This window comes from Kribbella sp. NBC_01245 (genome assembly GCF_036226525.1).
Lineage (GTDB): Bacteria > Actinomycetota > Actinomycetes > Propionibacteriales > Kribbellaceae > Kribbella.
Window position 1 is genome coordinate 251,268 of record NZ_CP108487.1, and the last position, 19,942, is coordinate 271,209.

13 protein-coding genes and 2 pseudogenes are annotated in these 19,942 nt (G+C 66.6%); 8 read left to right on the forward strand and 7 right to left on the reverse strand.

Features of this window, described 5'->3' with window-relative positions; translation table 11 throughout:
* Positions 1-34: 34 nt before the first annotated feature.
* Complete coding sequence (locus OG394_RS01160; RefSeq protein ID WP_328992844.1) at positions 35-670, reverse strand: DUF998 domain-containing protein; 636 nt, start codon at positions 668-670, stop codon at positions 35-37.
* Between the two features lie 89 nt (positions 671-759).
* Between OG394_RS01160 and OG394_RS01165 the strand changes: the two genes are divergently transcribed.
* Complete coding sequence (locus OG394_RS01165) at positions 760-1,317, forward strand: alpha/beta fold hydrolase (protein ID WP_328992845.1); 558 nt, start codon at positions 760-762, stop codon at positions 1,315-1,317.
* A 2-nt stretch (positions 1,318-1,319) separates the two neighbouring features.
* Here the strand turns inward: OG394_RS01165 and OG394_RS01170 are convergent, their stop codons facing one another.
* The 3 genes from OG394_RS01170 to OG394_RS01180 are packed head-to-tail and all read right to left on the reverse strand — an operon-like array spanning position 1,320 to position 4,508.
* Positions 1,320-2,627 (reverse strand): ABC transporter substrate-binding protein, encoded by a 1,308-nt coding sequence (locus OG394_RS01170; protein WP_328992846.1) that lies wholly within the window; start codon positions 2,625-2,627, stop codon positions 1,320-1,322.
* A gap of 53 nt (positions 2,628-2,680) precedes the next feature.
* Positions 2,681-3,595 carry a carbohydrate ABC transporter permease gene (locus tag OG394_RS01175; RefSeq protein ID WP_328992847.1) on the reverse strand — a complete coding sequence of 305 codons (915 nt, stop codon included), beginning with the start codon at positions 3,593-3,595 and terminating at the stop codon, positions 2,681-2,683.
* Complete coding sequence (locus OG394_RS01180) at positions 3,585-4,508, reverse strand: carbohydrate ABC transporter permease (RefSeq protein WP_328992848.1); 924 nt, start codon at positions 4,506-4,508, stop codon at positions 3,585-3,587. Before OG394_RS01180 ends, OG394_RS01175 begins: the two co-directional genes overlap by 11 nt.
* A gap of 250 nt (positions 4,509-4,758) precedes the next feature.
* Between OG394_RS01180 and OG394_RS01185 the strand changes: the two genes are divergently transcribed.
* A complete protein-coding gene (locus tag OG394_RS01185) occupies positions 4,759-5,940 on the forward strand; it encodes a Gfo/Idh/MocA family protein (protein WP_328992849.1) in 1,182 nt (393 codons plus the stop codon).
* On the opposite strand, the gene OG394_RS01190 is transcribed toward OG394_RS01185, so the two are convergent.
* On the reverse strand, positions 5,928-7,769 hold the full coding sequence (locus OG394_RS01190) for a rhamnogalacturonan lyase (protein WP_328992851.1): 1,842 nt from the start codon (positions 7,767-7,769) through the stop codon (positions 5,928-5,930). The genes OG394_RS01185 and OG394_RS01190 overlap by 13 nt on opposite strands.
* Before the next feature lie 264 nt (positions 7,770-8,033).
* Between OG394_RS01190 and OG394_RS01195 the strand changes: the two genes are divergently transcribed.
* Both OG394_RS01195 and OG394_RS01200 read left to right on the forward strand, forming a co-directional pair.
* Positions 8,034-10,727 carry an exo-rhamnogalacturonan lyase family protein gene (locus OG394_RS01195; protein ID WP_328992852.1) on the forward strand — a complete coding sequence of 898 codons (2,694 nt, stop codon included), beginning with the start codon at positions 8,034-8,036 and terminating at the stop codon, positions 10,725-10,727.
* 38 nt (positions 10,728-10,765) lie between these two features.
* Complete coding sequence (locus OG394_RS01200) at positions 10,766-11,755, forward strand: rhamnogalacturonan acetylesterase (protein ID WP_328992853.1); 990 nt, start codon at positions 10,766-10,768, stop codon at positions 11,753-11,755.
* 1,042 nt (positions 11,756-12,797) lie between these two features.
* Here the strand turns inward: OG394_RS01200 and OG394_RS01205 are convergent.
* Positions 12,798-13,826, reverse strand: a complete 1,029-nt coding sequence (locus OG394_RS01205) for an SGNH/GDSL hydrolase family protein (protein ID WP_328992854.1) — start codon at positions 13,824-13,826, stop codon at positions 12,798-12,800.
* A 481-nt stretch (positions 13,827-14,307) separates the two neighbouring features.
* On the opposite strand from OG394_RS01205, the pseudogene OG394_RS39990 reads away from it, so the two are divergent.
* From OG394_RS39990 to OG394_RS01220, 4 genes and pseudogenes are all read left to right on the forward strand, one after another.
* Positions 14,308-14,409 (forward strand): annotated as a pseudogene (locus OG394_RS39990) (hypothetical protein); the annotation flags it as partial.
* Between the two features lie 117 nt (positions 14,410-14,526).
* Positions 14,527-14,682: pseudogene (locus tag OG394_RS39995) on the forward strand (DapH/DapD/GlmU-related protein); the annotation flags it as partial.
* Between the two features lie 1,411 nt (positions 14,683-16,093).
* The gene (locus OG394_RS01215; protein WP_328992856.1) at positions 16,094-17,833 is read left to right on the forward strand and encodes a hypothetical protein; all 1,740 of its coding nucleotides are present in this window, start codon (positions 16,094-16,096) and stop codon (positions 17,831-17,833) included.
* Positions 17,834-17,910: 77 nt separating this feature from the next.
* Positions 17,911-18,402 carry a DUF2231 domain-containing protein gene (locus tag OG394_RS01220; RefSeq protein WP_328992857.1) on the forward strand — a complete coding sequence of 164 codons (492 nt, stop codon included), beginning with the start codon at positions 17,911-17,913 and terminating at the stop codon, positions 18,400-18,402.
* 4 nt (positions 18,403-18,406) lie between these two features.
* On the opposite strand, the gene arfA is transcribed toward OG394_RS01220, so the two are convergent.
* On the reverse strand, positions 18,407-19,918 hold the full coding sequence (gene arfA, locus OG394_RS01225; protein WP_328992858.1) for an arabinosylfuranosidase ArfA: 1,512 nt from the start codon (positions 19,916-19,918) through the stop codon (positions 18,407-18,409).
* Between the last annotated feature and the right edge of the window lie 24 nt (positions 19,919-19,942).

Sequence of the window (19,942 nt, forward strand, 5' to 3'; positions counted from 1 at the left end):
GACGGCCGAGGCGAGCCGGCCGAGGCTGAGGGTACTACCGCTCGCGGGCGCAAAAGGCGGTGAGCCACCCGAAGGCCAGGCATACGGCGAAGTAGAAGCCGAGTGTCGTGCTCTCGCCGGCAGACCCGGAGGCGATACCGGCAAACCCGGCGAAGAAGACCAAACCCGTGATCGCAGTGAAGACCGCCCAGCCGCGAACACCATCGCGCCACAGCTGCCGCGCGAGCACAGCGCACGCCAGGATCAGGCAAAGGAAGCCGATCCCGCCGAGCGTGAAGTGCAACATCCCGTGCCAACTGACGCTGGTCGCGGTCTCCGGGGTGCCGACTGGAAAACCCAGGGCCGGGTCGGCGCGGAAGATCCCGCCGCCGAGCGTGCCGAAACCGAACACGGCGAGCAAACGCGGCGCCCAGCGGCTGGTCAAAGTCCGGCGCAGACCGGCCGCGGCCGCGATCACGAGAATGCCGCAGATCATCAGGTTGACCGACTGGACCCAGCCCCACGAGCCGTTGGCCAGCAGGCTAAGGGCGTGCCGACGCGGATCGAACCCGTCGCGGACGGCAGCCTGGATCGCGCCAACGGCCAGGTAGATCGGCCCTGCGAGCACCCCACAGGTGAGCAGGCGGCGGGTGGCGAAGACGGTGGGCGTGTGGTGAGTGGTGGTGGCCATGGTGCTGTCCTCCATGCGGATCGTGCGGGCTTCTTACCCCTGCGTCGCACAGACCCCGCCGAATTCGACACAACAGCCAAAATCGCGAGTTGGTCGGCCCAACCTGGGACCTGATGCCGGCGTTGGGCGACAAGTGGCGGCTCATCGCGCCGGACTTCCCAGGCTTCGGTTACACCGAGGCGCCCGACTCGTTCTCGTACACCTTCGCCGGGTTCGCGGACTTCCTAGAGCGGTTCACCGAGCGCCTCGGATTGAGCCGGTTCGCGCTCTACCTATTCGACTTTGGCTCCCAGGCCGGGTTGCAATTGGCCGTACGGCATCCGGACTGGATCGCGGCGCTGATCATCCAGAACGGCGACGCGTACGAAGAGACACTCGGCCCGAAATACCAGCCCCTCAAGGAGTTCTGGCACGACCCGTCCGACGAGCGCAGAGCCAAGCTGGCCGAGGCGGTCACGTTCCAGGGATTGCGCGAGGAGATCCTCGGCGAGGTGCCGGACCACGTCGCCGAGCGGATCAGCCCGGACAAGGACCTGCCCGACGCCGAGCTGCACCTGCACTCGGACGCCGGGCATTGGGCCCTTGAAACCCACCTGGACGAGGCTGTGACGCTGATCCGGGACTTCCTCGGCCGCGTTCACAGCTGACGTCACTTGTTGATCGCGCCCTCCAGCTCCTTCAGGAACTGGGACGAGGCGTCTTCCGGGCTGAGCCGGTCGAACAGCACCTCGGTGGTGTAGCGCTGCATCATCTTCTCCACGTTGCCACCGCCGACAGGGGGCGGTGCGGGCGCGGCGGCGAGCTCGGGCTGAATGGCCTCGATGAACTTGACCACGGTCGTCTCGGCCGGGTTGAGCTTCGGGGTCACGTCGGCGCGCAGGGCCGTGTTCGGCGGTACACCGCGCTCGGCGAGCAGGATGTCAGCGGCTTCCTTGCTGTTGGCAAGGAAGTTCACGAACTCCGCCGCCTCCTTCGGGTGCTTGCTGCGCGAAGAGACCGACCAGAACATCGACGCCTTGTAGTAGGCGCCGTTCTCCGCGGCCTTACCGGCGCTGCTCGGTAGACGCAGCAGGACGAAGTCCTGGCCGGCCGCCTTGGCGTTGGCGCTGAGCTGGTTGCTCCAGGTGTAGCCCATCGCCTGCTTCTTCGTGACCATGTATCCCTGCTCGAGCGGGATGGTCATGTTCTGGGCGTTGATGGCCGCCGGCGGGATGCCCTTGCTGTCGAGCAGCTTCTTCTGGAACTTGAACCAGTCGGTCACCACGTCAGGCTGTACGCCGATCTTGCCCTCGGCGTTGAACAGCGACTGGCCGTGCTGCCGGGCCCAAACCGCCAGGCCGGCCTCGTTGGTGGCGATACCCGAGCCGAAGACCTTGCCGCCGGACTTCGCGGTGAGCTGCGCCGAGAGATCGGCGTACTGGTCCCAGGTCCAGGTCTTGTCGTCGGGCATGGCCACACCCAGGGACTTGAACAGTGCCGGGTTGGCCATCAGCGCGAAGGAGTTGATGCCGGCGCTGATGCCGAACAGGCCACCACTGAACTCACCGGCGCCGAGCGCGGTCGGCTCGATCTTGCTGGTGTCGACGGAGCCGTCCTTCTTGAAGTCCAGCAGCGCGCCACGGTCGGCGTACTCGCGCAGGTACTTCTCGTCCATCTGGATGATGTCGGGGGCGTCATTGGCGGCGACCGTGGTGGCGAGCTTGTCCCAGTAGCCGGTCCACTCGCCGAACTCGCCCTTGATCTTGATGTTCGGGTGGCTGGCCTGGAACGCGTCGATGGCCTTCTGGGTCGCCTGGTGGCGGGCGTCGGACCCCCACCAGCTGAACCGGAGCGTCACCTGGTCGCCGTCGGACCCGCTGTCCGAACCGCCACAGGCGGAGACCGTCAGCAGTAGTGCGGCCAGGGCCAACCCCGCCAGTCGGCGACGGGGCCGTCGCGCGAGGAACTTGGTGGACATGTGAATCCTTTCAATCGCAGGGCCGCGGCAACACCACGGCCCGGAACAGGGGTCTACTTGCCGCCGGTCGTGCTGATGCCCTTGACCAGGAACCGCTGGCCGACCAGGAAGGCGAGGAAGACGGGCAGCAGGGACACCACGGACATGGCGAACAGCGAGCCCCAGGAACTGGTTGCGGTCGAGTCGACGAAGGCGCGCAGTGCCACCGGCACCGTGTACTTGGTCGGATCGGTGAGGTAGATCAGCTGGCTGAAGAAGTCGTTCCAGGTCCAGATGAAGGTGAAGATCGTGGTGGTCGCCAGCGCGGGCACCATCAACGGCAGGATGATGCGGGTGAAGATGCCGGCCCGGCCGCAGCCGTCGATCAGCGCCGCGTCGTCGAGCTCACGCGGAATGCCACGGATGAACTGCACCATCAAGAAGACGAAGAACGCGTCGGTGGCGAGCAGCTTCGGCACGATCAACGGCAGGAACGTGTTCACCCAGCCCACCTGGGAGAACAGGATGTACTGCGGCACGATCACCACGTGGATCGGCAGCATGATCGTCATCAGCATGATCGCGAACCACAGCTTCTTGCCGCGGAACTCGAGCCGGGCGAAGGCGTAGGCGGCCATCGAGCAGGACACCAGGTTGCCGATGATCGTGCCGAGCGCGACGATCACCGAGTTCACCAGGTAGTGGCCGAACGGATGCTGTAGCGCGTTCCAGCCGGTCGGGTAGTTGCCGGTCTCCAGGTTCTCCAGCAGGATGCCCGGTTCGCGGAAGATCTCGTCACTCGGTCGTAGTGAGCTGACCACCATCCAGACCACCGGGTACAGCATCAGCACCGCGGTGACGATCAGGAGTACGTGCTTCAGGACTGGTTTCAACCGGCGGCGAGTCGGTCTGGTCGTCCTGGACGCCCCGGCAGGCGGGCGCGGCCGCTCGTCGGTGGGCAGCGGGGCGGGCTTGATCTCAGTCGTCATAGAACACCCAGTACTTCGCAGCGAAGAAGTTGACCGCGGTGAAGGCCGCGATGATGACCAGCAGGACCCACGCCATCGCCGACGCGTAGCCCATGTCGAAGTTCCCGAACCCCCTGTCGTACAGGTAGAGCGTGTAGAACATGGTCGAGTCCGATGGGCCACCAGTGCCGCCGGAGACCACGAACGCCTGGGTGAACGACTGGAACGCGTGGATGATCTGCAAGACCAGGTTGAAGAAGATGATCGGCGTCAGCAGCGGCAGCGTGACCCTGAAGAACCGCTGGCGCTTCCCTGCGCCATCAACCGCAGCGGCCTCGTAGTACATCGTCGGGATCTGCCGCAGCCCGGCCAGGAAGATGACCATCGGTGCGCCGAAGGTCCACACGTTCAGGGTGATCAGCGTGCCGAGCGCGGTGGACGGATCGGAGATCCAGCCCTTGCCCTCGATGCCGATCAACGCCAGCAGCTGGTTGATAAGGCCATCGCTGCCGAAGATCTGGCGCCACAGTACGGCGATGGCGACGCTCGAGCCGAGCAGCGATGGCAGGTAGAACATCGACCGGTAGATCGCGAGACCGCGCACGCCTCGGTCCAGTACGACGGCCAGGGCCAGCGCCACGATCAGCTGCAGCGGGACCGACACGAGCACGTAGGTGAACGTCACCTTCAGCGAGTTGTGCAGCCGTTCGTCGGACAGCATCCGGCTGAAGTTCTCGAAGCCGACGGCCTTCGGTGCCTGGATCAGGTTGTAGTCGGTGAACGACAGGTACAGCGACGCGATCATCGGGCCGATGGTGATCAGGAACAGCCCTGCCAGCCACGGAGCCAGGAACAGGTAGGCGACTTTGTTCTCGGTCTTCCGGGCCGGTGCACTGGCCTTGCCGATGCGGCTCAGTTCTCCCAGAGCGCTCATAACTGTCCGCCCGGACCGGTCGCCGATCGCCACCGATCAAGTGATCGGGATGGCACCGGTGATCGTTCGGTAGCGGACATCTCAGCCTCCTCGTACGGAACGCCCCGCGGCCTCGGCAATTTCTGCGACTTACTGCGGAAAGCGCTATCCAAATCCTGTGAGAGACTGCCTATCACCTATTCGCGGGAGAGATCAACGGTATGAGCGACCGCTTTCCTGATTTGTTACCGGCGACCCGGAGGAGACGTTAATGCCAGCACGTTCATCGTCGAATAACTGTCGAATTGCCGTCGTTGGCGTCCACGGTTACGGTGCGTCGCACGTCGAGCGGGTGGCCCGGCTGGCCGGCTCCGGGCGGGTCACGTTGGTCGCGGTGGCCGATCCTCGTCCGGCGACGGGAAACCCAGCATTGGAAGGAATTCCCGCCTACGACGACCTGGCGCAGCTGCTCGCGGCGGAACAGGTGGACGTGGTCATCGTCAGCACGCCCATCCACACGCACGCCGACTTGGCCGAGTTGGCGCTGCGGGCCGGCGCGGACGTATTGCTGGAGAAACCACCGGTGCCGACGCTGTCCGATTTTCGGCGACTGGAGCATATTGTGGCCGAAACCGGTCAAATCCTTCAAGTCGGATTCCAGAGCATGGGATCATTCGCGCTCCGCGCGCTTGTCGAATTCATCGATACTGATCGACTCGGCGAAATCCAGGCCGTTTGTGGCGTCGGCGCGTGGGTCCGGACGCGCGCGTATTGGCAGCGCACGCCGTGGGCCGGTCACCGCGAGCTCGACGGTCGCCCGGTGCTGGACGGCGCGATCACGAACCCGTTCGCGCACGCCGTGGTGACGGCGTTGCGGCTGGCCGGTGCGCGACGGGTGGAGGACGTGCTGTCGGTCGAGACCGAGCTCTTCCGGGCCAACCCGATCGAGTCCGACGACACCTCAGTGGTGCGCATCCGGACCACCGACGGGCCTCCCGTCGTACTCGCGCTGACGTTGTGTGCCGCCGAGGCCAAGCAGCCGTGGCTGGAGGTGCGGGGGTCGGCGGGATCCGCTCGGCTTTGGTACGTCGACGACATCCTCGAGATCACGATCGACGGCGTCACCGAGAGGACGTCGTTCGAGCGGGAGGACCTGCTGGAAAACCTGATCGAGCATCGGGCTGACCCGTCCGTGCCGCTGTTGTCGGGGCTCAGCGCGACGGGCGCCTTTTGTTGCGTGGTCGAGGCCGTACGTCAGGCGCCGTCACCCGAGCCGATCGCCGCCGGTCATGTCCGCTGGGTGCGCGATCCGGACGCCCCGGAACATGACCGGCCGATCGTGACCGATGTTGAGCAATGGCTGGAGAAGGCCGTCGACTCGGTCGCCTTGTTCAGCGAGATCCACGCGCCGTGGACCGTTGACCAGCCCGCTTTTGACGGTCAGGGGATATAGGCGGACGGGCGGGGTGGCGTGGGCATGCCTTCGCCGATGAAGAAGCTGGGGTGCGGAGGCTGGTTGTAGGCGGTGTTCTGCCAGGCGATCGCCGTGCGGTATTGCGGGTCGTGCATCAGGGTGGTGATGCGGCGAGTGGTCCGGTGGGGCGTGCTGAAGATTCGCAGCGCCCGGTTGTCCGCCGTTGCCCAGACGACCTCTTCGCGCCAGTCGCCGAACAGGTCCGCGGACAAGGCCGGAGTGGCCTTGGTGCCGTTGTTGGAGTGGACGTCGGCCGCGGTCAGCAGGCGGGTCTCGCCACCGGCGCCGTACTTGTCGATCTTGGTGGCGTCGAGGAGCTCCCGGACCGGATCGCCGTCCCACCAGGCGAGAAAGTTCAGCGAGGACGGTTTGCGGCCAACGACCGCGCCCTTGGTGTTGCGAGCGCCGCCCGCGTCGTTCGCGGACCAGGATTCGGCGCCCGCGCTGCCGGCCCAGATGTCCGCGGAAACCCCGCGGCCGTTGTCGCCGCTGGCCGGTGTGGACCAGAGGATCTGGCCCGTTCTCGCGTCGGCCATCCAGGAGCTGGGCTGGCTGCTGCTCTCGTCGACCTTGAAGTATTCGAGTCCGGCGCGAGACGGATCCAGGTCACCGAGGTGGGCCGCATCGCCGTGGCCGTACCGGGTGTTCCAAAGGCCTCTGCCGGTGTCGTCGATGGTGGCGGCGCCGTACACGATCTCGTCCCGGCCGTCGGCGTCCACGTCGCCGATCGCCAGCGAGTGGTTGCCCTGGCCGGCGTACGTGCTGTTGCCCGAGGCGTTGCTGTCGAAAACCCAGCGCTTGGTCAGGCTGCCGTTGCGGAAGTCCCAGGCGGCGATGACCGCGCGGGTGTAGTAGCCGCGGGCCATGATCAGGGACGGACGCTGGCCGTCGAGATAGGCGGTGCCGGCGAGGAATCGGTCGACGCGGTTGCCGTAGTTGTCACCCCAGCTCGACACGGTGCCGCGTGGTGGGTCGTAGTTGACCGTGGACAAGGCCGCGCCGGTGCTGCCCTTGAACATGGTGAGGTACTCCGGGCCGGTCAGGATGTAGCCCGCGGAGTTGCGATGGTCGGCGCTCGCGTTGCCGATCACCTTGCCGGCGCCGTCGACGGTCGCGTCGGCGGTCTTCATCGCGACCTCGGCCGCGCCGTCGCCGTCGTAGTCGTAGACCTGGAATTGGGTGTAATGCGCGCCGGCCCGGATATTACGGCCGAGATTGATCCGCCAGAGCCGGGTGCCGTTCAGTCGATATGCGTCGATATAGACGTTTCCGGTGACCCCCGATTGCGAATTGTCCTTCGCGTTGGTCGGATCCCATTTGAGGACGATTTCGTATTGACCGTCGCCGTCCAGGTCGCCGACGCTCGCGTCATTGGCGACATAGGTGTAATCGCTGCCCGCGGCCGGTGGGGATATCGCGACCTGGTGATAGCCCGAGCCCAGCCGGAGGGACGCCGGTGAGGCGGGCTGCTCGGTGCCGCCGACCACGGCACGGACGGTGTACGACGCGTCGGCGGCGGCGCCCGCGTCCAGATAGTTGGTCGAGCCGGTGATGGGGGACGAGGTCAGCTTGGTCGAACCGCGGTAGACGTTGAAGCCGACCGAGTCTGAATCGGTTGCCAGCCATCGCCAGCTGACGAGGTTGTCACTGCCGGAGCGGACGCTGATCAGACCGCGGTCCAGCTCCTCGACCTGACGTGCCACCGCGCTCGGCCCGTTGACTGCGGCCGTGCTGACAGTTGTCGCGGGCACTGTCAGGGTCAGCGCGATCGCTAATCCCACTGTGGTTTTGCCGGACGGAATCCTCACGAAATCTCCCTCGAACGAATTCGGGCAGCCGGGCAGAGGGCCGACTCGCGATGAGAGGTACGAAAGAGCCGATCGAATTCATTCGACAATCATCGACGATTCGACCGGCTATTCGGGGGTAACGGTAAGCCCGTTCCGTGCCGGTGGGTAAAGGATCTGACCGATACCGGCCAGGACTCTTGTGGTGGACACCCGGCGCCGTCAACGTTTGCGGGAACAAGTCTGGAAAGGGCTTACCGAGCCGTCCATCGAGGAGCCGCCCTAATGTCTGACATCAAACGCCGTACCTTCCTGGGTGGCGTGACCGCCGCCGGCGTCGCGTACGGCCTGCCGCTCACGGCCGAGGCCGGCACCACGACGGCCGCATCCCCTCCGCGAGCCGATCTGCGTTGGCTGGAAGGCGGCCGGCCGGACGTCCATGCCGGTACGACGTGGGGTGTGCCGTGGCCGCGAGGCACTGTGCCGAAGGAGCAGACGTTCGCCCTGACCACCGCAGCTGGGGAAGCCGTACCGGTGCAAACGTGGGCGACCGGATACTGGCCGGACGGTTCGCTGAAGTGGACGGCGCACGCCATCAGTCCGGATGCGCCCGCTGCGGAGCAATACCGGCTCGAGCCCGGCCCGTCCGCCGTACCGGCTGCTCCGGTCACCGTGGTCGAGCGTGGGCAGCACGTGGTGGTGAACACCGGCGTCATCGAGGTCACCGTTCGCACGTCCGGCCCGGACCTGATCGAGAAGATCACCCGCGACGGCCGATCGACGGTACGACGCGGGCACCTGGTGGCGCTGCGCCAGAACGCCGACGAGGACGACGACACCGGACTCGCGCGGCGGGAGAAGTTCGTCAGCGAGGTGCGTAACGTCATCGTCGAACAGCGCGGACCGCTGCGAGCCGTCTTGCGTCTCGACGGCGTACATCGTGGGGCTCGCGGCCGTGACTGGTTGCCGTTCACGATCCGGTTCTACTTCTACGCGGGCTCCGACGCGGTTCGGATGACGCACACGTTCGTCTGGGACGGCACGCCCGACGACTATCTGCGCGGCCTCGGCATCCGGTTCGACGTACCGATGCAGGACGAGCTCTACGACCGGCACATCCGGTTCGGTGGTGAGGAAGGCGGCCTGTTGCGCGAGGCCGTTCGCGGTATCACCGGACTCCGCCGCGATCCCGGCGCCGCCGTCCGTACGGCTCAAGTCGCGGGCACCCGGTTGCCGGATCCGGCGACCTGGGATCAACGCGTCACTAGGCGATTGCCGCTGATCCCGGCTTGGAGTGACTACAGCCTTAGCCAATTGACCGCCGACGGTTACTCGATCCGCAAACGGACCAAGCCGGGTCACACCTGGGTCGACGTCGACTCCGGCCAACGCGCTACGGGCCTGGCGTACGTCGGTGGCGTCAGCGGTGGTCTCGCGATCGGCCTGCGGAACTTCTGGCAGTTGCACCCGACCCAGCTGGACATCCGTGGTGCCGCCAGCGACAAGTCGGAAGTGACGGTCTGGTTGTGGTCGCCGGATGCGCGGCCGATGGACCTGCGGTTCTACCACGACGGTCTCGGCATGGACACCTTCCCGGAACAGCTCGAAGGCCTTGAGATCACGTACGAGGATTACGAGCCCGGCTTCGGTACGGCGTACGGCGTTGCGCGTACGAGCGAGTTGACCCTGTGGGCGCTTGGCGCGACTCCGGACAACGCGACGCTGGCCGCGATGGCGAAGGCCGTACAGACTCCGCCATTGCTGGCAGCCGCGCCGCAGAACCTTCTCGACGCAGGGGTATTCGGCGACTGGAGTCTGGTCGATCGGTCCACGCCGAAGAAGACGCAGCTTGAGGATCAGCTGGACTTCCTGTTCGAGTACTACCGGGACCAGATCGAGCAGCGTCGGTGGTACGGCTTCTGGAACTACGGCGACGTCATGCATACGTACGACACCGACAGGCACCAGTGGCGGTACGACATCGGTGGTTATGCCTGGGACAACTCTGAGCTCTCGACGGATCTCTGGCTCTGGTACGCGTACCTACGCAGCGGCCGGTCGGACATCTTCCGCGTAGCCGAAGCTATGACCCGCCACACCGGCGAAGTGGACGTCTACCACCTTGGCCAGTGGAAGGACCTTGGTACTCGGCACAACGTCCTGCACTGGGGTTGCAGCGCCAAGCAGCTTCGGATCAGTACGGCGGCCAACCGGCGGTTCTACTACTTCCTCACGGCCGACGAGCGCGTTGGTGACCTACTCCACGAGCTAGTTGATTCCGACAAGACCTTCCTGGCGCTCGACCCGTTGCGCAAGATCCGCAAGGAGCCGTACGTGCCCGATCGCAAGGCCTTGTCGGTCGGACTAGGCACCGACTGGGGTTCGCTGGCTGCCGCCTGGCTGACCGAGTGGGAACGCGGCGGTGATCCGATCGCCCGGGACAAGCTGCTCGGCACGGTCCAGGACATCGGTGCGATGAAGAACGGCTTCATCACCGGCGGCGCGTTGTACAACCTGGACACGGGCCGTTTCGCGACCGACGGCGTGGGCGTCAGCGTCTCGCATCTCTCGGCCGTATTCGGATTGGTCGAGGTGTGCAGCGAACTCGTCGACCTGCTGGACGAACCGGCGTTCGAGAAGGCCTGGGTGCAGTACTGCCGCCTCTTCGGTGCGACGAGGGCCGAGCAGGCGGCCGAGGTCGGCTCATCGTGGAACGTCGGCTTCCGGCAGATGCACTCGCGCTGTACGGCGTACGCGGCCGTTCAGACCGGCAACGACGTACTGGCCGCGCGAGCGTGGAAGGAGTTCTTCGACGGGGAGTCCGGGTATGGCCCGAGCGTGCCGTGGACCAAGGTCCGGCTGTCCGGGCCGGAAGTACTTCGCCCAGTGGACGAGGCCGCGTTCGTCTCGACCAACGCCACCGCGCAGTACGGTCTGGCCGCGATCCAGAACTTGGCCCTGATCGGCGACAAGCTGTGAGCCAGCAGCTGCGCCGGGCGATTTCGTTGACTGCGGCAATGACTTTGCTCGGGATGGTCGCGCCGGTGGTACCAGCGGCCGCGGCGGCGCCGATGCCGATGTGCGAGGGGATTGGGACGGCCAAGGTGCTTTGCAGCTTCGACGTTCCGCCTGGGGTTTATCGGGTGTCCCTGGCGCTATCCGGCGAGCAAGCCGTCAGCGTCACGGCCGAGGCGCGACGGGTGATGCTGCCGCCTTCGTCGACGTTGAAGCGCCTGCAGGCGTTCGCGGTCGACGTACGGGATCCTGAGGGTGAGCCCACGTTGCAGACGGGTACGCCCGGGCTGCAAGTTCGGTTGACTTCGGCAGACGGTACGCCGGTTCGGCTGGACGGGATCTCGGTCCGTCCGGCGCGGCAGCTTCGGACGGTCTTCCTGGCTGGGGATTCGACGGTCTGCGATCAGGCGAGTGCGCCGTACACCGGGTGGGGGCAGATGCTGCCGCAGTTCTTCGACGTACGGCTGGCGGTGGCGAACTACGCGGACTCGGGGGAGGGGTCGGCCAGCTTCCTCGCGACCGAGGCGTTGATGCCGACGATGGAACGGCGGATCCGGCCGGGCGACTTCGTGCTGGTGCAGTTCGGGCACAACGACAAGGCGACGACGGCCGCGGACTACCGGCGCAACCTCGGCGAGATCCTGGACCGCGTCATCGCCCGCGGCGGCCGTCCGATGCTGGTCACGCCAACCGTGCGGCAGCTCTTCGATTCGACCGGCCAGTTGACCCCAACTGCGTTGCACGTCAACGGTCTCGGGGTGAATCTGCCGGCCGAAATGCGAGCCCTAGCGGCCGAACGCGGCGTGCCGCTGATCGACCTGACCAGCCGCAGCGAGCACCTACTCGAATCCCTCGGCCCAACGGCCTCGGCCGCGCTCTACCTACCGGAAAAGAAAGACCGCACCCACAACTCAGAACACGGCGCCGAACAAATGGCCCGCCTAATCCTCACCGACCTCCCCCTTTCCCTCCACCGCTACCGCCGCCGCTGACTGTCGCCCCCTCTCTTTGCGTTGATTCGTCTGCATCCGCTCGCCCCTTTATGCGGCGAGTTCGATTGGTCACCGGCGTGGCGGGCGGATTCGGACGAATCAACGCTAATCGCCTGCCCGGTAAGGACTTTCGACCGGGGCTTTCGGTGGGCACCCGGCCCCCTGAGTCTTGCGAATTGTCAGGCCGGTCCGGGCCGGGTCAAGGGCTTCATCGGCTACCGCCGACGCTGACGCGCCCTTGACCCGGCCCGGACCGGCCAAGGGCGGCTGGCTATCAGGGGGCCGGGTGAGGTCTGCCCGGGTCGGGTATGGCCGGGTTGTGGACGGCCAGGACCACGCGGTGCTAGTTTTCACGCCGATTCAGGCTGTTTCGGGTCACCGCGTGGTCCTGGCGGTCCGCCGACGCGTCGAGTTGTGGCCTTTGGCGGCCAGCAAGGCCTTTCCGGCACCACAATCCACGACTCGACGCGCATCGAGACCGCTCGCGCATCTTCCTGAGCGGACTGGACGTATTTCGGCCCGAGAAACGTCCAGTCCGCTCAGGAAGCGCCCCGAATTCGTGCGCCCAGGCAGTGGCTAGCCACTCCGAAGGTGGGTTACCACCTCGGAATCCGAGGTGGTAACCCCACCGCGCGATGGCTAGCCACTCGCACGCCCAGGCGTCGACGCATCGGGAGACGTCCAACCCGGTCATACCTCACCCGTCCCCTGAGATAGCCCGCCGCACTTGGTGGACCCGGGCCGGGTCAAGGGCGCGCATGCGTCGGCGTCAGCCGATGGAACCCTTGACGCGGCCCGGGTCCACCTGACACTTCGCAAGACCTCAGGGGACGGGTGCAACCAACACCACCGGGCCGGGTTATACCGGGCGGACGCGGGCGTTGATTCGTCCGAATCCGCCCGCCCACGTTGTCGTACATCTGACCCGCCTCGGGAAGGGGCGAGCGGATGCAGACGAATCAACGCAAGGGGTGGGGGAGTGGACGAATCAACGCAAGGGGTGGGGGAGTGGACGAATCAACGCAAGGGTGGGGGAGGGGCGTCAGTTGAGGAGGGCTACTAGGCGGTCGGCGATTTTGCGGTGGCCGGTGTCGTTGGGGTGGACGTTGTCGACGGTGTCGGTGGATTCGACGATCCAGCCGTCGGTGTTGACGAAGTGCACCTTGGTGTCGCCTGCGTCGGTGAGCGTGCGGACGGCCGCCTGGGTCTCGGCGGGGTAGCGCTTCCGGAAGGTCTTCAGCGCGTAGATCGACGCGTCGGGATAGCGCGCCCGCACCCGCTTGAGCAGCGTGACGTACGCCGTTTGGAACTGCTCCCCCGAGACCCCGTGGCCGACGTCGTTGGTGCCGAGGTTGATGACGACGATGGACGCTTTGTACTTCGAGAAGTTCCAGTTCGGGGCGTCGGCGGCGATGCCGGTGCGGAGCCAGCGATCGACCACGCCGAAGCAGCCGTCCGCCGCTGCGACCAGGCAGGAGCCGCCGAGGGCGATCTGGGTATGCCCCATGCCGAGGCGCTCACCGGTCAACCAGCCGTACGCGCTCAACGCTGGCCGGCTCGATCCCGAACCGACCGTGATCGAGTCGCCGATGAACTCGATGATCCGGGACGGCACGCTTGGGATCACCGTCTTCGCGCCGCTGTCCAGGATGACGCCACGGAACACGGCGTCACCCTTGTACGAACCGGCGATCGGGCGATAGCTGACCCGCAGCGTATGGGTGCCTGCGGCAAGCTTCGTCGGCGTCAGGTTGACCGTGCCGCTGACCGCCTTGTAGGCAACGAACGAGCCGCCGTCGATGCTCGCGTACAAGTCGATGGCGTTGCGCTGGCGCAGCTTGACCGTCGTACCGGTGAAGCCGACGGTGACGTAGGCGCCGGCCCATTCCGAGACGTAGGCGCTCGCGTCGCTGGTGTTCCAGCGGCCGAAGTACCGGATGTTGGAGTCGGTGGGATAGCCGTCGCCGGTAGCGGCCACCGCCTCGGGAGGCGGCGAGGTGATGGCTCCGGTGAGGGCCATCGCGGCGGCGGCCGCGAAGCAGGCGAGGCGTTTCAGGATCGGGACGTGCATGGTCGAACTCCTGTCGATCGCGATACGGGGCGGAGGGCGCGCAGGGGTCGCCGGGCGGTCGTGCTGAATAGCCGGAATTGTCGATACTCATTCGACAATTCCGGCAAAGAATGGAAGAGCCGTGTTGGAAAGCGCTTGCTTCCAAGATTGGTAAATTTATTGTTGAGTGGCTTTTCTGTCAACTCCCTGTGGTTGTCCGATCACGGACGCGTACCGGCAAGGGCCTTCCGGCAACGGGTCGATCCTGGATAGCGTGGTGCCGGTGAGCCCTTCTGAGTCGACCTCATTCCCTGACCAGGCGCGCGATGGCGGAGTGCGGCGCCTCGATTACCTGCCCTGGGAGTACGCCGCGGGCGCGACGGCCGAACAGCGAGAGCGCCAGGCCGAGCGGACTCGGGAATTGGCGGCGTCCAGTCAAGTCGACCTGGCGGACGACGCCTTTATTGCGGATAGCGCGGCGGTATTTTGCGATAAGTTGCGGATGGGCGCCAGGTCCTATATCGGCGCGAATGCTTATGTCACCGGGAAAATCGGTATCGGGTCGGATTCCACCATCAATCCGTTCGCCGTGGTCCGCGGCCGGATCGAGCTCGGCGACGGCGTCCGGATCGGCGCGCACGCGTCGCTGCTGGCCTTCAACCGCGGCACCGGTGCGGACCAGCCGATCTTCAAGCAGGCGCATACCAGTCTCGGCATCACCGTCGGGGACGACGTCTGGATCGGCTCGAACGCGATCATCCTCGACGGCGTCACCGTCGGCTCGCACAGCATCATCGGCGCGGGCGCCGTCGTCACCAAAGACGTCGACGAATGGGCCGTAGTCGTCGGCAATCCCGCCCGCAAACTCCGCGACCGCCGCACGCCCGCGACCACGCCCGCGACCACTGCCGCGACCCAGCCCGTACCCACCATGACCCAGTCCGTACGCCGCCAGGCCGGCGACCTGCCGGAACGGCTGGACGCCTTCGCCACTCGCGCTAGGGAACAGCTCAGCGACGTACTGGCTCGTTGTTATGACGGCGAACGGTTCATCGATCGGCCCGGCGTCGACGACGAGAGCGTGAACCGCGCGATCCGTCCGTGGTGTGATGCCGTCGAGCTCTCGGATCTCTTACTGCGCAGGGCTCCCGACGGTCATTCCCGAAACGATCTCGTACGACGATTGCGCAGCCGGCAGGACCCGGCGACCGGCCTGATCGCGCCCGGCGACCTCGCCGACAGCGCCTTCACCGACAGTGCCCTCGACAAGCCAGCGGATGACCTATCGGCCTTCGAGGGGCCGGCGAGCTACCACGTGCTTTGCGTCGGGTATGCGCTGCAACTCCTCGGCAGTCGGTTCGAGCACCCGATCCGGGCAGTCCAGGAATGCCCTCCGGCTGAGCTCGAGCAACGGCTGGAGGCGCTCCCGTGGCAAAGCGGCGCCTGGTCGGCGGGAGCAGGCGTGGACGCGATCGGGACCGCGATCGCCCGCAACCTGGTGGACTTCGGCGACGAGTTCGACGATGGCGGTCGAGGTCCTTTGTCCACGTTGTTCGGCTGGCTGGCGCTCCGGGCGAATCCGGCCACCGGCCTATGGGGCGAGCCGCGACCGGAGGACGGCTGGCTCCAACCGGTCAACGGCTTCTACCGCTTGACCCGCGGCACGTATGCGCAATTCGGCCTGCCGTTGCCCTATCCCGAAGCCGCGATCCGGACCGTACTGGCGCACACGCAAGATCGGTCGCAGTTCACCGGCGCGGGCGACAACGCGTGCAACACGCTCGACGTCATCCATCCGCTCTGGCTGGTGGGCAAACAGACCGCCTTCGGCCGCGACCAGGGCCGCCGCTGGGCCGAGGCCGCCCTCAACCGACTGCTAGAGCAAGGACGATGGGTGGACGGCGAGGGTTTCGCCTTCGCGCCGTACGCCGATGATCATCGCGCCATCCCCGGCCTCCAGGGCACCGAAATGTGGCTCTCGATCACCTGGCTTCTGGCCGACTACCTAGGCCACTCCGACGCCCTCGGCTTCCGCCCCCGCGGCGTCCACCGCCCGGAACCGCTGGTGATTTAAGGGTTTCTGAAGACGCCTGCGGACGATTGGCCGCATGACCAGAAATCGAGTCCGATCGCCGTGGGCACTGTCACCCTTGCCGGTCGCTTTGGCGTTGACAGTTGCGATCATGGCCACGGCTTGCTCCGGGTCTGACAGCGGAGGCAGGGAGAGCTCCGCCGGCTCCGCGCGGGTGCCATCGTCCTCTGCTCCGCAGACAACGGTGTGGCAGCAAGTGACGGCCAAGATCGGGCCGAACGGCGAGATCGGCAAGGACACCGCCCTGCAGGCCTTCGCCGCGGCGTTCGGCCCGTTGCCGGGCGTGAGTCTCCCGACCGGTGACATCGGCCAGGTGCCATCGGGAACCGGGGCGCTGCGGTGGCTCATCGGCCATTGGGCGGAGATCACGCCGGCTCAACGCGCGGCCGCCACCGCGCTGGTCCCCACGCTGGCGGGTCTGCCGGTCCAACCGAACAAGTCCGGCAACAGCGCGATGACCGCCGTTTCCAGGCAGGCGCCTGCGGTGGTTCTCGCGACGCCGAAGCCGGGACCGAAGGCCGCCTTCTACACCGCGATGGCGGAGGCCGCCGCTCGCGAGATCGGGTCCCGAGTCGGGGTGGCGTTGACGCTGACCCTCGACGCGGACGAACGGCGAACCCAGTCGAGCACGGCCGACGCGGACAGCGCGCCGCTGACCGCGAAAGGTGAGTACGTGGGGAAGGCCGCTCGCTGCCAGATCTCGATCTCCCCAAAGACCCCGCCGACAGGCGCATATCTCGAGATGGTCATGGCCCACGAGGTCTGGCACTGCTTCGAGGGTCAGGTGCTCGGTCTCGACCGGTTCTACTCACCGACAAGGGGGGCTTGGCTGATCGAGGGACAGGCCGAGTGGGTCGGGTACGAGTTGCACCCCGACGCACCCAGCGACGGATTCTGGGATCAGTATGTGCAACACCCCGAGCTGAAGTTGTTCCGGCACTCGTATCCGGCGATCGGCTTCTACGCGCGGCTCGGCCACACCGGGAAGGACGCGTGGCAGGTCCTGATCCCGATGTTGCGAGAAACGTCGAACGAGGCCGCGTTCCAGGTGTCCGGCGCGGGCTCCGACGCCTTCCTCTACAACTGGGCGTCGTCGTACTTCCGGGCGAAAACCCTGGGAGACGCCTGGGATATGACCGGTCCGGGGCTTGCTCCAGGCCCAGGCGCGAAGGACCCGGGCCTGGTCGTGGGCAAGGGCGGTACGACGCCGTTCGCCGCGGCGGCGTACACCAACGCGATCTTCCAGCTGGCCAGTGAGGCTGAGGTGACGACCTTCGCGGTCAAGGGGCACGTGCGACTCGGCGATGTGCCGAGTCGACGCGACTACCTGGTCAACGACGGCTCGTCGTTCTGCACGAAGCCGGGCGGTTGCACGTGCCCGGCCGGCAGCAACTACCAAGGCCCGCCGCTGACGCAGGTCGATACGACGACGTTGTTCGCCGTCACCGGAGGCCCGAGCGGGACGAAGGGCACCGCGACCGGACGGAGCATCGAGGAGTTCTGCGGCAAGCCGCCGGTGAAGGCGCGCACGTTGAAGGTCTCGGTCTGCCCGCCGACCGGCTGGATGACCGAGCTGATGGGTCGCTCGTACCAGTTCGACGGCAACGGGATCTCCCGGACCTTCAAGGTGCCCGTGGGCGAGATCTGGTGCGTGTACGTGCCGGTCGCCGAGGTGCCGGGAAGCGTCCGGCTTTGGTTCAAAACGCTGCCCGCGGGCAAGACCCTGCCGATGAGTCCGAAGGGGCAGGCGATCCAGATCCCAGGCCTCGAACACTCGTGGCAGGAGTCCTACCCGAACAGTGGCTTCGGTACGGCGCTGATCTACGGTCAGTCCGGCCGGGTGGTGCTCGGGGCCGAGGTAATGGTCAAAGGCCGCCCACGCCCCGACCTCACTCGCCGCCTGGTCGACCGCATCCTCGCCAAATACCTGGTCTGACCCTACCTCGCTTGGCCGGGAAGCCCGGTGGGTACCGGCGTACGTGGGAGTTGACGCGTGGAGGTAGGAGCGGAGTCATGGAGAGTCGCGCGAAGGTTCTGGGGCATGCGGTACATCCTGTGCTGATCGTCTTCCCGCTGGGATTACTGAGTACGGCGGTCATCTTCGACCTGTTGTACCTCGTCACCGACCGGGCGAATTTCACGACCGCGGCGGGTCACACCATGGCGGCCGGGATCATCGGTGGTGTGGTCGCCGCGGTGTTCGGGCTGATCGACTGGCTCGTTCTGCCGGCCGGGACGCGGGCACGGCGCATCGGCGCCCTGCACGGCATCGGCAACGCGGTCGTGCTGGTCCTGTTCATCATCAGCTGGCTGCTCCGGTTCAGCCATGGCAACTGGGAGCCAGGCGGGGTGGCCCTGATCTGCGGCTTTGCCGGAGTGGCGCTGGCCGGTGCGACCGGCTGGCTCGGTGGTGAGCTTGTCGAACGCCTCGGCGTCAGCGTCGCCGAAGACGCCAACGTCAACGCCACCAGCTCGCTAACCCACCACCGAGCCAACCCCGCCTGACAAATCAGCGGGTGGTGAGGTGCAGGGCGGTCCACGAGGTGGCGGGCAGCGTGAGCGTGAGCTTGCCGTTGTCGACCTTGACCGAGGTGTTGGGCTGAGGCGTGACGCGATCGGGCTGTGCCGCCGTGTTGAACGCGTTCCGGTCGTCATCGTGGATGCTGACCGCCTCGCGCACGCCCGTGACCGGCGTACGCGAAGTGTCGATCGACAGCTCGACCGCCTCCTCGAGACTGCGGTTGACCAGGAAGACGGCCAACTCGCCGGATTCTTCGTCGTACGTCGCGACCGCGTCGACGCCGGCCACCTCGCCGTACTTGGCCGTGTTGATCGACGGCGCATCCAGCTCGACCCGCAGGACCTGACCGGCGGCAAGCCGCGACGTGATCGCGAACGGGTGGAAGGTGGTCTGCCGCCAGGCCGCGCCACCGGGCTCGGTCATGATCGGCGCGATCACGTTGGCCAGCTGGGCGATACACGCCACCGCGACGCGATCGCTGTGCCGCAGCAGCGAGATCAGCAAGTTGCCGACGACAACGGCATCGGTGACGTTGTACTCGTCCTCGATCCGTCGCGGCGCCACCTCCCACTGGTCGCCCGGGCCGTCGGTGCGCATGGAGCGCTTGCCGTACCAGACGTTCCACTCGTCGAACGAGATGCCGATCTTCTTATCGCTCTTGAGCTCGGCGCCGATCCCGTCCGCGGTCGCGACGACCGAGTCGATGAAGCGGTCCATGTCGACGGCTGACGCGAGGAACGACGCCGTGTCGCCCTCTTCGTCGTTGTAGTAGGCGTGCGCCGAGATGTGGTCCACGAGCTCGTAGCACTCCCGCAGCACCTCCTGCTCCCACGAGCCGAAGGTCGACATGCCGCGCGACGACGAGCCGCAGGCAACGAGTTCCAGGTCGGGCTCGACCATTCGCATCGCCCGGGCGGTCTCGGCCGCGAGGCGTCCGTACTCGGTGGCCGTCTTGTGGCCGACCTGCCAAGGGCCGTCGAGCTCGTTGCCGAGGCACCACAGCTTGATGCCGTACGGCGTGGGTACGCCGTGTTCCGCGCGCAGATCCGACAGCGCCGTACCGCTCGGGTGGTTTGCGTATTCTTGCAGGTCCAGCGCCTCCTGCACCCCGCGAGTGCCGAGGTTGAGCGCCATCATCGGCTCCACCCCGGCCTTGGTGCACCACCGGTCGAACTCGGCCAGGCCGAACTGGTTGGTCTCGACGCTGTGCCAGGCGAGGTCGAGCCGGCGCGGCCGCTGTTCGCGAGGTCCGACGCCGTCCTCCCAGCGGTAGCCCGAGACGAAGTTGCCGCCGGGGTAGCGAACGACCGAGACCCCGAGCTCGCGGCAGAGCTCGAGCACGTCCTTGCGGAAGCCGTCCTCGTCGGCCGTCGCGTGCTCGGGCTCGTAGATACCGGTGTAGACGCAACGGCCCATGTGCTCGACGAACGAGCCGAAGGTCCGCCGATTCACCGGCGCGATGCGGAAGGCGGGGTCGAGGGTGAGAGAGGCAGAGGTCACGAGGTGGCTCCTGTCGTGGTGGGG

Coding starts and splice junctions, on each gene's coding strand:
- OG394_RS01160 (WP_328992844.1), bottom strand. CDS start 670: ATGGCCACCACCACTCACCACACGCCCACCGTCTTCGCCACCCGCCGC.
- OG394_RS01170 (WP_328992846.1), bottom strand. CDS start 2,627: ATGTCCACCAAGTTCCTCGCGCGACGGCCCCGTCGCCGACTGGCGGGG.
- OG394_RS01175 (WP_328992847.1), bottom strand. CDS start 3,595: ATGACGACTGAGATCAAGCCCGCCCCGCTGCCCACCGACGAGCGGCCG.
- OG394_RS01180 (WP_328992848.1), bottom strand. CDS start 4,508: ATGAGCGCTCTGGGAGAACTGAGCCGCATCGGCAAGGCCAGTGCACCG.
- OG394_RS01185 (WP_328992849.1), top strand. CDS start 4,759: ATGCCAGCACGTTCATCGTCGAATAACTGTCGAATTGCCGTCGTTGGC.
- OG394_RS01195 (WP_328992852.1), top strand. CDS start 8,034: ATGTCTGACATCAAACGCCGTACCTTCCTGGGTGGCGTGACCGCCGCC.
- OG394_RS01200 (WP_328992853.1), top strand. CDS start 10,766: ATGACTTTGCTCGGGATGGTCGCGCCGGTGGTACCAGCGGCCGCGGCG.
- OG394_RS01205 (WP_328992854.1), bottom strand. CDS start 13,826: ATGCACGTCCCGATCCTGAAACGCCTCGCCTGCTTCGCGGCCGCCGCC.
- OG394_RS01220 (WP_328992857.1), top strand. CDS start 17,911: ATGGAGAGTCGCGCGAAGGTTCTGGGGCATGCGGTACATCCTGTGCTG.